This window comes from Rhodococcus sp. MPR-R1B (assembly GCF_058793255.1).
This window is the reverse complement of the sequence record NZ_JBXAFO010000002.1, coordinates 300,145-313,313: the sequence shown is the minus strand read 5'-3', so window position 1 is coordinate 313,313 and position 13,169 is coordinate 300,145. Positions and strand designations below refer to the sequence as shown.

At 63.6% G+C, this 13,169-nt stretch carries 14 protein-coding genes; 6 read left to right on the top strand and 8 right to left on the bottom strand.

Translation table 11 applies throughout. The annotated features are described in order from the left end of the window. Positions 1–6: 6 nt before the first annotated feature. The gene (locus AC1Q61_RS04190; RefSeq protein ID WP_042921679.1) at positions 7–960 is read left to right on the top strand and encodes an ATP-binding cassette domain-containing protein; all 954 of its coding nucleotides are present in this window, start codon (positions 7–9) and stop codon (positions 958–960) included. Further along, entirely contained in the window at positions 957–1,718 is a 762-nt protein-coding gene (locus tag AC1Q61_RS04185) for an ABC transporter permease (protein WP_209920475.1), read from the top strand. Before AC1Q61_RS04190 ends, AC1Q61_RS04185 begins: the two co-directional genes overlap by 4 nt. Positions 1,719–1,810: 92 nt before the next feature. On the opposite strand, the gene AC1Q61_RS04180 is transcribed toward AC1Q61_RS04185, so the two are convergent. The 5 genes from AC1Q61_RS04180 to pdxH form a co-directional block, all read right to left on the bottom strand. Next, positions 1,811–2,173: an FKBP-type peptidyl-prolyl cis-trans isomerase gene (locus AC1Q61_RS04180; protein ID WP_003940440.1), complete on the bottom strand. Its 363-nt coding sequence runs from the start codon at positions 2,171–2,173 to the stop codon at positions 1,811–1,813. A gap of 70 nt (positions 2,174–2,243) precedes the next feature. Beyond that, positions 2,244–3,542, bottom strand: coding sequence for a citrate synthase (locus AC1Q61_RS04175; protein WP_003940509.1), 1,299 nt, complete (start codon positions 3,540–3,542; stop codon positions 2,244–2,246). 358 nt (positions 3,543–3,900) lie between these two features. Next, on the bottom strand, positions 3,901–4,848 hold the full coding sequence (locus tag AC1Q61_RS04170; RefSeq protein ID WP_042921680.1) for an aldose 1-epimerase family protein: 948 nt from the start codon (positions 4,846–4,848) through the stop codon (positions 3,901–3,903). A 41-nt stretch (positions 4,849–4,889) separates the two neighbouring features. Next, positions 4,890–6,155 carry an MFS transporter gene (locus tag AC1Q61_RS04165; RefSeq protein WP_021332219.1) on the bottom strand — a complete coding sequence of 422 codons (1,266 nt, stop codon included), beginning with the start codon at positions 6,153–6,155 and terminating at the stop codon, positions 4,890–4,892. Continuing rightward, on the bottom strand, positions 6,152–6,865 hold the full coding sequence (gene pdxH, locus AC1Q61_RS04160; protein ID WP_042921683.1) for a pyridoxamine 5'-phosphate oxidase: 714 nt from the start codon (positions 6,863–6,865) through the stop codon (positions 6,152–6,154). The genes AC1Q61_RS04165 and pdxH overlap by 4 nt, the downstream gene beginning before the upstream one ends. A gap of 245 nt (positions 6,866–7,110) precedes the next feature. On the opposite strand from pdxH, the gene AC1Q61_RS04155 reads away from it, so the two are divergent. From AC1Q61_RS04155 to AC1Q61_RS04140, 4 genes are all read left to right on the top strand, one after another. Further along, entirely contained in the window at positions 7,111–8,238 is a 1,128-nt protein-coding gene (locus AC1Q61_RS04155; protein ID WP_003940025.1) for a citrate synthase 2, read from the top strand. Between the two features lie 63 nt (positions 8,239–8,301). Continuing rightward, positions 8,302–9,423 (top strand): phosphoserine transaminase, encoded by a 1,122-nt coding sequence (gene serC / locus AC1Q61_RS04150; RefSeq protein ID WP_099698083.1) that lies wholly within the window; start codon positions 8,302–8,304, stop codon positions 9,421–9,423. A 200-nt stretch (positions 9,424–9,623) separates the two neighbouring features. Beyond that, a complete protein-coding gene (sepH, locus tag AC1Q61_RS04145; protein ID WP_030535368.1) occupies positions 9,624–10,565 on the top strand; it encodes a septation protein SepH in 942 nt (313 codons plus the stop codon). Positions 10,566–10,617: 52 nt separating this feature from the next. Next, entirely contained in the window at positions 10,618–11,403 is a 786-nt protein-coding gene (locus AC1Q61_RS04140) for a DUF6928 family protein (RefSeq protein ID WP_042921685.1), read from the top strand. 20 nt (positions 11,404–11,423) lie between these two features. Here AC1Q61_RS04140 and AC1Q61_RS04135 read toward each other — a convergent pair whose 3' ends face one another. From AC1Q61_RS04135 to AC1Q61_RS04125, 3 genes are read right to left on the bottom strand one after another with little or no spacing between them, the layout of a single operon-like run. Next, on the bottom strand, positions 11,424–11,684 hold the full coding sequence (locus AC1Q61_RS04135) for a DUF2537 domain-containing protein (RefSeq protein ID WP_042921687.1): 261 nt from the start codon (positions 11,682–11,684) through the stop codon (positions 11,424–11,426). Continuing rightward, complete coding sequence (locus AC1Q61_RS04130) at positions 11,681–12,487, bottom strand: TrmH family RNA methyltransferase (RefSeq protein ID WP_003939731.1); 807 nt, start codon at positions 12,485–12,487, stop codon at positions 11,681–11,683. Before AC1Q61_RS04130 ends, AC1Q61_RS04135 begins: the two co-directional genes overlap by 4 nt. Before the next feature lie 48 nt (positions 12,488–12,535). After that, positions 12,536–13,126 carry a TetR/AcrR family transcriptional regulator gene (locus AC1Q61_RS04125; protein WP_042921688.1) on the bottom strand — a complete coding sequence of 197 codons (591 nt, stop codon included), beginning with the start codon at positions 13,124–13,126 and terminating at the stop codon, positions 12,536–12,538. Between the last annotated feature and the right edge of the window lie 43 nt (positions 13,127–13,169).

The window sequence follows — 13,169 nt, the reverse complement described above, 5'->3', positions numbered from 1 at the left end:
GTCTCGATGTCAGGAACGATCCCCGCAATCTCGGTCCGCGGACTCCGTAAGCGCTACGGCGATCAACAGGTACTGGCTGGACTCGACCTGTCGGTCCCGGCCGGATCGGTGTACGCCCTCCTCGGCGCGAACGGCGCCGGAAAGACCACGGCCGTAAGAATTCTCACCACCCTCATCCCCTTCGACGGAGGTGAGGTCACGGTCGCGGGGCATTCACTGCCCGGAGATCCACAGAATGTTCGGCGACGCATCAGCGTGACCGGGCAGTACGCAGCCGTCGACACCTTGCTGACCGGATTCGAGAACCTCACCCTACTGGGCGAACTGAATCACCTGGGCCGGAAGAACTCCCGTCGCCGTGCCGAGGAATTGCTCGACCAGTTCGTTTTGACGGACTTCGGCGACAAACGCGCCGGCAACTACTCGGGCGGCATGCTCAGACGACTCGACATCGCAATGAGCCTCGTCGCCCGACCGGACGTCGTCTTTCTCGACGAACCCACCACCGGCCTGGACCCGCGAAGCCGCCACGACATGTGGTCGATCGTTCGAGGACTCACAGCGTCAGGCGTCACCATCTTCCTCACCACCCAATACCTCGACGAGGCAGACGAATTGGCCGATACGGTCGGCGTGCTGAGCGGCGGCCGCATCGTCGCCGAGGGAACACCGGACGAACTCAAACGCCTTGTTCCCGGCGGCCACGTCGCACTGCAATTCGAGAACCTGGCCCAACTCGAACTCGCCGCGGCATCACTGCCGCAGGCGCATTCGAATGCCGAGACCTTGACCCTGCACATCCCTTCCGACGGGGCAGTTCCGTCGATCAAAGCGATCCTCGACTCGATCGACGATCCGTCGATCACCATCGAGAAGTTCTCCGTTCACACTCCGGATCTGGACGACGTGTTCTTCGCGCTCACCGGATCAGGCCAACCCGAGATTGCGAGCGTTCGATGACCTCCACCGTTGCAATCGATTCCGCGGTGATGCTCCGCCGGAATCTCAAACACGTTCTGCGCAGTCCGGATTCGATGATCACCGCGATAGCCCTTCCGGTCATGCTCATGCTGCTGTTCGTCTACGTCTTCGGCGGCGCCATCAACACCGGTAGCGAGTACATCGACTACGTAGTGCCCGGAATCATCCTTCTGTGCGCCGGTTTCGGCGCCTCGACCACCGCGGTCAGCGTCTCGAGCGACATGAAGGACGGGATCATCGACCGTTTCCGGACCTTGGCGATATCTCCGCCGTCGGTCCTGACCGGTCATGTACTGGCCAGCGTCGTCCGCAACGTCCTGACTACGGCGATCGTGGTCGTGGTTGCGCTGATCATGGGATTTCGCCCGACCAGCGATCCGTTGCGCTGGCTCGGCGTCGCCGCTGTGATCGTCGCCTTCGTCTTTGCCATGTCGTACCTCTCGACAGCTTTGGGACTCTTGGCCAAGAACCCGGAGGCTGCAAGCGGATTCACCTTCGCCATCATGTTCCTGCCCTACGTCAGCACTGCTTTCGTACCGGCTGAGACCATGCCGTCCTGGCTGCAGGGGTTTGCCCGGCACCAACCCGTGACTCCGATCATCGAGACTGTGCGCGGACTCCTGATGGGCACGCCGATCGGGAACAGCGCGGCCATCGCCCTCGCGTGGTGCCTGGGCATCGCCGCCGTGGGATTCGTGTGGTCGAACTGGCTCTACCGACGAAAGACCGCGAGCTGACCACACAAGAAAGCCCCACACCTGACGGTGCGGGGCTGCTTGTGCTGTGCGCCTTTATTAACCGCGGGGGGTTAATAAAGGCGCACAGTGGATTACTTGGCGTCCAGCAGATCGATCACGAAGACCAAGGTCTTGCCGGAAAGCTGGTGCCCTGCACCGGCGGGGCCGTATGCCAGCTCCGGCGGAATGGTGAGCTGACGGCGTCCGCCGACCTTCATGCCCGGGATGCCGTCCTGCCAGCCCTTGATCAGGCCACGAAGCGGGAACTGAATGGACTCGCCACGGCTCCAGGAAGAGTCGAACTCTTCGCCGGACTCGAACTCGACACCGACGTAGTGAACGTCGACGGTGCCACCGGGAACGGCTTCGGCGCCTTCTCCGACAACCAGATCCTTGATGACCAGATCGGTCGGCGCGGGGCCTTCCTGGAACTCGATTACGGGCTTGCTACTCATGGGTCCTCCTCGTTGAGGCGAAATGTTGGGTACAGAAGACTAGCGGGTGGTGATATCGCTAGGTCACGCGTCAGCGGGACGTGATGTCTCTGTAGTCACGCTCGGTGTAGCCGGTGTAGATCTGGCGCGGGCGGCCGATCTTCGTAGCCGGATCCTCGTGCATTTCACGCCAGTGCGCAATCCAGCCGGGCAGACGGCCCATGGCGAACAGCACCGTGAACATGCGCGGCGGGAAGCCCATCGCGCGGTAGATGAGGCCGGTGTAGAAGTCGACGTTCGGGTAGAGCTTGCGCTCGATGAAGTAGTCGTCCGTGAGGGCGGCCTCTTCGAGTTGCATTGCGATGTTGAGCAGTTCGTCGTCGCCGCCGAGCTTGGCGAGGATGGTGTGCGCGGTTTCGCGGACCAGCGCAGCGCGCGGATCGTAGTTGCGGTAGACGCGGTGCCCGAAGCCCATGAGCTTCACGCCGTCTTCCTTGTTCTTGACCTTGCGGACGAACTCGGCTGCGGTGCTGCCGCTGGCCTTGATCTCGTCGAGCATCTCGAGCACTGCCTGGTTGGCGCCGCCGTGCAGCGGGCCCCACAGTGCGTTGATGCCGGCAGAGACGGAGGTGAACAGGTTGGCGTCCGACGAGCCGACCATACGCACGGTCGACGTGGAGCAGTTCTGCTCGTGGTCGGCGTGCAGGATCAGCAGCATGTCGAGTGCCTTGGCGACCTCGGGATCACCCTGGTACGGCTCGGCGGGGAAGCCGAACGTCATACGCATGAAGTTCTCGACCAGGTTCAACGAGTTGTCCGGGTACAGGAACGGCTGTCCGACGGACTTCTTGTACGCGTACGCAGCGATGGTCGGCAGCTTCGCGAGAAGACGGATGGTGGACAGTTCCACCTGCTCCGGATCCTCGGGATCGAGCGAATCCTGGTAGTACGCCGACAATGCGTTCACTGCGGACGAGAGAACCGGCATCGGGTGAGCGTTGCGCGGGAATCCGTCGAAGAACCGCTTGAGGTCCTCGTGAAGCAGGGTGTGTCGACGGATGCGGTCCGTGAAGGACTCGAGCTGGGCGTCGGTCGGCAGTTCGCCGTAGATCAGCAGGTAGCTGACCTCGATGAACGTCGACTTACCTGCCAACTGCTCGATGGGATATCCGCGGTAACGCAGGATTCCCTTCTCACCGTCGATGTAGGTGATTGCAGAACTGGTGGATGCAGTGTTCACAAAACCGGGGTCAAGGGTGGTGTACCCCGTTGTGGCCAGCAGCTTTCCCAGCTCGATGCCGTCATTGCCCTCTGTTGCCCTGGCAATGGACATCGTGTACTCACCACCGGGGTAAGTAAGCGTGGGCTTTGTGTCATTGTCAGCGGGCACGAAGGATCCCTCTCAAGCTCGAACCAACGAGTAACTACATGCGATCAACTAGAAACTAGTCGCACGGGAGAGATCGTGCCGAAGGAGGGTCGCTCCACGGCTATTTTTCGGGTACTCACGAACCCGACATACCCACCGAAACTGAAACATGTTCCAGTCTGGGCTTTCCCACTCGCGTGACCGGTACTCCAGTCTACGGAATCGCGCATTTACCCACACTGATCTGCAAATCTCGGCTGCAATTCGCAAATGGGAGCAACGTCGGACCTTCCGGACCACTGACACGGGGTACCGAAAACTGATTGTTATCGGCTGATGCCTACTTGGTGTTACACGATCCCACGGTATGAGAGCCGGATCACAGCGCCTTGATGCCCCAGCTACCCGTCCACGTCTGACCCGGATGAAGCACCAGGAGATCGATGCCCGAGTTGAAGGCGTCAGGCGGGCAGGTCATCGGCTCCAAAGCCAATGCGCGGCCGCGATCGGGATACCCCTTGTCGTTGGCGGGATCTGCGACGAATGCCTGAATCCACGGGAACTCGCGGTTGGTCCACAGGGCAGTGCCCGTTCCATCCGGAGCCAGCAGCTCGTGTTGCGTGCGACCACTGCCGTCGACGACGTCCAATGCGCTGTACGGAGTGTCCAACTGCACCCCGGCAAGCAGTCTCGGTGTCCGGAAGTCGTAGTCCGTACCGGCGACTGCCTGCGAATACGCGTTCGGCAGCATCCTCGCCGGATCGATCGGCAACCGTGTGCCTGCTGCCAGATGCAGAGCACATTCGTCGAGCGGAAAGTCGCCGGCGCGAATGAAGGTGTGCATTCCGAGCCCGAACGGCGACGAGGTCGCACCCTTGTTCGTGGCCGTGTGCGTGACGGTCAGTCCGTCGGCACCGACCTCGTAGGCGACCGTCAGCTGCAACGGATAGGGCCAACCCTTGTGAAGTCCCACGTCGACCGACAGTTCGACGCGCTCGTACGTGTGGTCCACGAGGCTCCAATTGCGACGCCGGACGAACCCGTGGCTCGCGTTCCCCAGCGCAGGTTCGGTGATCTCGAGTTGATGCTCGATCCCGTCGAACATGAAGTGCCCGTCGCGAATTCGGTTGGGCCACGGCGCGAGAACCAATCCGGCCGACAGCGGTGGCTTCGATCCGAGTGCCCAGGTCTCGGTCAGCGCGCGCTGACCGTTCGGTCCTTCGTGATCGAGTAGCCGCAACCCGGCACCGGCCGCGGCGATCTCGGCTCGATAGCCTCCACCACGGATCTCGAACCCTCCCCTACCCGTGCTGTGCGGCGCAGTCATACGTTCCAGTTTCCACCACGAGCGACCGGTTAACCAGGACGTCAGACGGCGCGTCCCACCTTGTAGCGAACGAATGCCGGAAATGCGAGGGCAGAAAGGACAACACCGACAATCACCAGGAAGCCGCCGCCCGCTGCCGCGACACCGGTCCCGAACAGGAAGGCCGCACCGCCGTGCAGCACGTCACCGATACGCGGACCACCTGCCACGACCACGATGAACACGCCCTGCAGTCGTCCGCGCATGTCGTCGGTTGCCACTTGCTGGAGCATCGTGCTGCGGAAAGCCGCCGAGACCATGTCGACGGCTCCGCCGAATGCCAGGAATGCGACCGCCACCCAGAGCAGAATCACACTGGAACCGGGACTCGCGAAGTACACGGCAACGCCGAAGCCGACCATGGACAGCCCCCACAGCGCGATGCAGACCAGAACGGCTCGCCCCTGGTACTGAACCCGTGGCAACCAACCCGAGAAGACTCCGCCCAGAACGGCTCCCACCGACATCGCCGCGAACAGCAGTCCCAGCGCAAAACCGCCGCTGGCGGGGTCACCGAAGGATTCGTGAGCGATCTCCGGGAACAGTGCTCGCGACATCCCGAACACCATCGCGATGATGTCCACCACGAACGACGCGAGCAGAACCTTCTGCGTCGCGAGATACGTGAAACCGCCGAGGACCTCGCTCAATCCGGCTCGCCGAGACGTTCCGGTCGGCGGAATCGCCGGGAGCTTCCATACCGCCCACAGTGTGGCGAGAAGAAAGATCGAGTCGAGCAGGTACAGCAGTTGCAGACCGGCCGACGGTATGAGGACACCCGCCAGTAGCGGGCCGGCTATCGCACCGAACTGCACGACAGTCATGTTCAGCGAGTTCGCGGCCGGTAACTGCCTGCCCGGAATCAACCGAGGGATGATCGCCGCTCGCGTCGGCTGGTTCACCGCGAAGAACGCCTGTTGAACCGAGAACAATCCGAGCACCAACCACACGTTGTTCACGTTCAGGGCAGCCTGGATCCAGAACAGTACCGACGTGACGCCGAGTCCGATCGAGGTGATCATCAACAGCCGTCGTCGATCCATGACGTCGGCCAGTGCGCCGCCCCACAGACCGAAAACGACCAGCGGGACCAGACCGAAGATTCCCGTCAGACCGACGTAGGCCGAGCTTCGGGTGATCTCGTACACCTGTTGCGGTACGGCGACCACGCTGAGCTGAGCGCCGATGACGGTGACGATGCCGGCCGTCCACAGCCGTCGATAGTCGCGATTCTCGAGCGGAGTCGTGTCCGCGAGTAGCCGGCTCACGGCTGGAGACGGACGGCGGACCACTGTCCGTCGACCAGGCTCGTGCGAACTCGATTGTGCATGCGGTTCGCGCGTCCTTGCCAGAACTCGACAGACTCGGGCCGAATCAGAATCCCGCCCCAGTTCGGTGGCACCGGAATCTCACCGTCCACGCCGAATCGAGCAGCGACCTCACGCAGTTGCTCGTCGAGATCGGCACGCGAGTCGATCGGACGAGACTGCGACGACGCCCACGCGCCGAGCTGTGAACCGCGAGGCCTGGTTCGCCAATACTCCTGCGTCAGTTGAGCACTCACCCGCTCGGTGGTGCCGCGGACGATCACCTGCCTGGCAAGGGTCAGCCACGTGAAGTTCGCCGACGCGTACGGGTGGGCGTCGAGGTGACGAGCCTTGTCGGATCCGTAGTTGGTGAAGAAGAGGACGCCGTCCTCGCTGAGCCCTTTGCAGAGCACGGTGCGCGACGCCGGACGGCCAACGTCGTCCACCGTCGACAGAGTCATGGCGTTGGGCTCCGGCGCGTCAGCTTCGACGGCGTCCACGAGCCATTGGCGCATGAGGGGCAGCCAACCGGTTTCGACAACCGAAGTATCCAATTCCGCACTCATGCGGTCCTCGACGGACTCCGATTCGCTGCCTGCTTGCGGATAGCCCACACGCATGGCCGCGAGTTCGTTGTCCACCGCCTGCGGGTCCTGACGTTCATTCGACACAGCCGAGAACGCTACTCCCGGGTACTCACTGGCCAACGGCTACGCGGCACGCGCTAAAGTTTGCCGTGGCTAGACCCGACCCGGACCGCGAGCCGCACCAGCGACAGCAACCGAATCGGGACGAGACGATTGCGCAGTACAAAACACGGTGCGTGCTCATCCCTGCGAGCACCGAGGCGCAGTCACTGAAGCTGAGGCAGTGCGACTGTAGACCTGGCGCACTCGAACGAGGAGAGTCCACGAGAATGGCAGCGAGCGCAGCAATACCGGACGATTTTGTGAGCGGACTCGAAGGCGTCGTCGCCTTCACCAGCGATATCGCAGAACCTGACAAGGACGGCGGCGCACTGCGCTACCGCGGAGTCGACATCGAAGACCTGGTCGGCCAGAGGGTCACCTTCGGCAACGTATGGGCCCTTCTCGTCGACGGCCGCTTCGGCCCCGGCCTCCCGCCGGCCGAGCCGTTCCCCCTCCCCATTCACACCGGCGACGTCCGTGTCGACGTTCAGGCCGGACTGGCGATGCTGGCTCCCATCTGGGGCTACCAGCCGCTCCTCGACATCGATGACGAGACCGCCCGCGACCAGCTCGCCCGCGCATCCGTCATGGCGCTGTCGTACGTCGCGCAGTCCGCTCGCGGCATCTACCAGCCGGCAGTCCCGCAGAGCCGCATCGACGAGGCCAAGACCGTCACCGAACGCTTCATGGTTCGCTGGAAGGGTGAGCCCGATCCGGCACACGTCGAGGCAATCGACGCGTACTGGGTCTCGGCAGCCGAGCACGGCATGAACGCCTCCACCTTCACGGCCCGCGTCATCGCCTCCACGGGCGCCGACGTCGCGGCTTCGCTTTCCGGCGCCATCGGCGCGATGTCCGGCCCGCTGCACGGCGGCGCACCGGCCCGCGTTCTTCCGATGATCGAAGAGACCGAGAAGACCGGCGACGCCCGCGCGCTGGTCAAGGGAATCCTCGACCGCAAGGAAAAGCTCATGGGCTTCGGACACCGCGTCTACCGCGCCGAAGATCCCCGTGCACGCGTGCTCCGCGCCACGGCCAAGCGCCTCAACGCTCCCCGCTACGAGGCTGCCGCAGCTCTCGAGCAGGCTGCACTGGCAGAACTGCGTGAGCGTCGTCCCGATCGCGCGATCGAGACCAACGTCGAGTTCTGGGCCGCCGTCATCCTCGACTTCGCCGAGGTTCCCGCGCACATGATGCCCGCCATGTTCACCTGTGGCCGCACCGCCGGCTGGTGTGCACACATCCTCGAGCAGAAGCGTCTCGGTAAGCTGGTACGCCCGGCCGCCATCTACACCGGCCCGGCGCCCCGTACTCCGGAGTCGGTCGAGGGCTGGGACCAGATCAGCCACGCGTAGTACCCCGCTCGAATTCGCCAATCACGGTAGTACAGAACACAAGTGAAGGAACAGAAAGAAGCGATGACCTCCACACCGATCATCCCCGCCGACCTCAAGCCCGCCGACGGACGCTTCGGCTGCGGTCCTTCCAAGGTTCGCCCCGAGCAGCTGCAGTCCCTGGTCGAGGTGGGCGCTTCGGTGTTCGGCACCAGCCATCGCCAGAAGCCGGTCAAGAACGTTGTGGCCAGCATTCGTTCCGGCCTCGCCGATCTGTTCTCACTGCCCGAGGGCTACGAGGTCGTCCTCGGCAACGGCGGAACCACTGCGTTCTGGGATGCGGCCGCATTCGGCCTCATCCGCGAGAAGTCGCTGCACCTGACCAACGGCGAATTCAGCTCCAAGTTCGCTTCGGTCGCCAAGGCCAACCCGTTCATCGGTGACCCGATCGTCGTTTCCGCCGATCCGGGCAGCGCACCGGTGCCGGTCTCCGACCCGTCCGTCGATCTCATCGGCTGGGCGCACAACGAGACCTCCACCGGTGTGTCGATCCCCGTCTCGCGTCCCGCGGGTTCGGAGAACGCACTGATCGCCATCGACGCCACCTCGGGCGCCGGCGGACTTCCGGTCAATGTCGCCGATTCCGACGTCTACTACTTCGCTCCGCAGAAGTGCTTCGCTGCAGACGGCGGACTGTGGATCGCGCTGATGAGCCCGGCCGCCCTCGAACGCGTCGCGGAGATCAAGGATTCGGGACGCTGGACGCCTGACTTCCTCTCGCTGCCCATCGCCGTGGACAACAGCTCCAAGGATCAGACGTACAACACCCCGGCCCTGGCCACCCTCTTGCTCTTCGCCAACCAGATCGAGTGGATGAACAGCAACGGCGGCCTCGACTGGACTACCGCTCGCACCGCGGATTCGTCCTCACGCCTGTACAACTGGGCCGAGGCCAGTGAGTTCGCAACGCCGTTCGTCGCTGATCCGGCACACCGCTCGCAGGTTGTCGGCACCATCGACTTCAACGACGACGTCGACGCTGCCGAGGTGGCAAAGATCCTGCGCGCCAACGGAATCGTCGATACCGAGCCGTACCGCAAGCTCGGCCGCAACCAGCTGCGCGTCGGCATGTTCCCGGCCATCGCCCCCGATGACGTCACCGCTCTCACCAAGAGCATCGACTGGGTCGTTTCTCAGCTCGGCTGATTTTCACATTTGCTTCACCGCTCGGCCCCCGGCATGACGTCGGGGGCCGAGCGTCGTTTGCGCCAGGCCTTGTGAGCTACCACACCGGTGGGCGGATCCGAGGTCATCTCGCCCTGCGTGTCCTGCCGAGTCCATGGTCACGAATGAATTACAGTTGAGCGCGGCGCAAAGTCGCGAGCCGGCGCGATAAGGAGGTCAATGTGCGAGAGCTTCGAGTGATCGGACTTGAACCCGATGGATCGCATGTGGTGTGCGCAGATGCTGAAACCGGCCAGAAATTCCGGCTTCCCGCCGATGACAAACTTCGTGCAGCTTCCCGCGGAGACGTGGCTCGACTCGGCCAGATTGAGATCGAAATGGAAAGCCAACTCCGTCCCCGCGAAATTCAGGCGCGCATTCGTTCCGGTGCTTCCGTAGAGCAGGTCGCCGAAGAAGCGAAGATCCCCATCAGCAAGGTCGAGCGCTTTGCGTACCCCGTTCTGCTCGAGCGCTCCCGCGCCGCGGAAATGGCGCAGGGCGGACACCCGGTGCGCGACAACGGTCCGACAGTTCCCACCCTCTCCGAAATCGTGACCCACGCATTCCGCGCCCGCGGCCACAGTATCGACGAGGCCACCTGGGATGCCTGGCGCGACGAGGACAATCAGTGGGTCGCGCAGTTGCAGTGGCAGGCCGGCCGCACCACCAACGCCGCGCACTGGCGCTACCAGCCCGACGCGCACGGCGGAACGATCGTCGCACTCGACGACGCGGCATTCGACTTGATCGATCCCGACTTCGGTCGCCCACTCCGCGGCCTGGTACCGGTGGTCTCGAACGAGCCGCAGCAGCTCGAACTGTCCCGATTCGACGTCGAACCGGTGGCGGAGATCGAGCCCGAGCCCGCAGCAGTTTCCGAGCGGACAGCAGTTTCCGAGCGCACAGTAGTCCCCGAGCGGACGGTGGTGGCGGAACGGATCGTGGCGCCCGAACCGATTGCTGTCGAGCCGGAAACCGTCGTCACCGAAGAGGTTCCCGAACCCGCACCGGATGTGACCCCGAAAACCGCTCCGCAGCAGACGCAGACCAAGGACAAGCGCGGACGGCCTGCTCTTCCCTCGTGGGACGACGTACTCCTCGGGGTCCGCAGCAGCGGTCGCTGACCCGAAGGAAAGTATTCTTCTTTCGAGCGAGGCTGAGGAGAGAGGGCTGCCGGTGGCTGCACGGGTATCGACGATCTGGTTTCTGGGCGGCGCAGACGCTCGCACCGAATTGAGCAGGTACCCACAGCCGGATCAGACCGAGGCCCTGAAAATCGCCATGTCGCTGTACCCGGACAAGGAGTTCGAGTCGCTCGGGCCTCAGCCGCTGTCGATGGCCGCGACGGTGAGCCCCGGCTACGTCTTCGTCGGCGCGTACGGTCGAGTGAGTGTCGTCTGCAGCTCCGAACTCAGCACCTTCGTCCCCTCGAAACTGCCTGATTCCTGGAACCTTTCGGCAGAGGGTGGCTCGACGCTGTTGATCAGCTCCGTCCCCGAAACCGCGCAGGGTTCGTTTGCACTGTGGGAGGACGGCGAGCTACGACGCTCGTTCAGTGCCATCCCGATCGACATCGTCGAAAATCTGGGGATCCCACAGACCTGGGAACTGGAATTCTGGGCCGGCAACCATCCCCTGCGTTACCCGCCCGGGATCCTGCCTGATCCGCAGTCACTTCCGTTCCACCCGCAACAGTTCGCGGAGTCCGCCAACCTCGAGTGGCTGGGATTTCGATACACCGGCGCGCCGCGAGAACACGAACTCGACACAACGCAGATTCTCCTGTGGGGCTTCAAGATTCACCGACCCGGCGAGGCACCCAAACCTGCACCCCCAGCCCCCGCGCCGATGCCCGAGCAGGCGCCGACAGAGGTACCCATGCCCGAAAACATGCCGCCGATCCACGACGCACCGGTGGCCAAGCCGCGCGGCCGCCTCGCTCGGTACTTCGGCTTCAAGTAGCGCCGAGCAGCCTCACAGGTTCACGCGGCTATCGCTGCGATCCACCCGAGCGGTACGCCGGCTACCGCGCCGTAGACCACCCATCGCCAGACGGGGACGGCTCGCCAGCGCCAGACGGTCGGCGCAAGTCCGCCTACCGCAATGACATTGACGACAACCGCCAGGAGCACGTTCACGTTGCCCAGCGCGACACAGAACGCCACGACGGCACTGGTCGAGAGCATGGCTGCGAACACCGACACCGCGATTCCGGTGAACCAGGGCGTGCGGTCCTGAGTCACCGGCCGGTCCTGACACGTTCGTAGAAGGCCATCGCCGCTGCGGTCGCGACGTTGAGCGAGTCGGTGCCGGGCGCCATCGGTATCTTGGCACGAATGTCGGTGGCCCGCATCGCATGTTCGGTCAAACCTGGCCCCTCGGCGCCCAGCAGTAGCGCTACCTTCTCCCCGGTCATCGCTTCGGCCAAAGTGACCGCTTCCGGATTCGGAGTCAAGGAAATGAGCTGAAAACCGTTGCCACGCAGCTCATCCAAGTCGTGTGGCCACTTTGCCACATGCGCGAAGGGCACTCGCAGCACGTGCCCCATCGACACACGGACCGACCGCCGGTACAGCGGGTCGGCACAACCCTTCCCGAACAGAACTGCATCGACACCGAGCCCCGCCGCGTTGCGGAACATCGAGCCGAGATTCTCGTGATCGTTGACGCCTTCGAGAACCACGACGGTCTTCGCGTCCTTCAACACGTCCGAGACCGCGAGCGGTGCCGGGCGTGCTGCTGCAGCGAGGACGCCGCGGTTGAGGTGAAATCCGACGACCTCGGCCATCACTTCGGCGCTCGTACGGTAGAACGGCACGTCCACACCGTCGAGATCGTCAGCGAGCTCCAGGAGCCGTCGTTCGACGCCGAGGAGACTGATCGGCTCGAACCGCGAAGTCAGCAGTCGCTGAGTGACGAACACTCCCTCGGCGATGACCAGTCCCTTGCCCTCCGGGAGGTCGGGGCGCCGATCCGAAGAGTTGAGATCGCGAAAGTCATCCAGCCGGGGGTCGGCGGGATCTGAGATGTCGATGACGTGAACCACGGGTCTATCGTGCCGTACGCACCGCGAGCCCCCACCACTACTCCCGACCTAACGCAACAGCGTGACAAAATGCGCGTCGAGCACCTGGCTGATCACCTCTGGATTGGTTCGCTCGGGATTGTCGACGCCGTGCGACGCGAGCCCGTCGGCGAGCGCATGCAATCTCATCGCCTCGATGTCGACCGAGGCACCCGGCCGTAGAAAACCCGCTCGATGCGCCGCTTCCACGAACGAACGAAAGTGCTCGAACAAGGTCCGGTCTGTCTCGTCACGCACCGCCGTCAACGCCGAATCGGTCTGGGCGGCAGCAGCAAAGGCCTCCCAAACCTGCATTTCTTCACGCCGATCTCGGTCGAGGGGAACGAACTGATCGGTGAACTGACGGATCGCGCGGCGGATGTCGGGATCGAAGTCGATGCCGGCAATCCTTTCCTCCACCCGGACGGTCACGAGCGTCATCGCGAACAGCAAGAGTTCGGACTGCGTCGCGAAGAAGTGCCGTAGCGACCCCGTCGACATCTTCGCCTCGTCCGCGACCGCCCGGACGCTGGCGCTCGCCACACCGTCTCGACGGATCACACGCCACACGGCCTCGGCGATCTCTTCACGCCGCTCATCCGGACTGCTACGTTTCACCACTTCACAAAACTAACACAGCTGTGCTAGTTTTCAATCACTAACA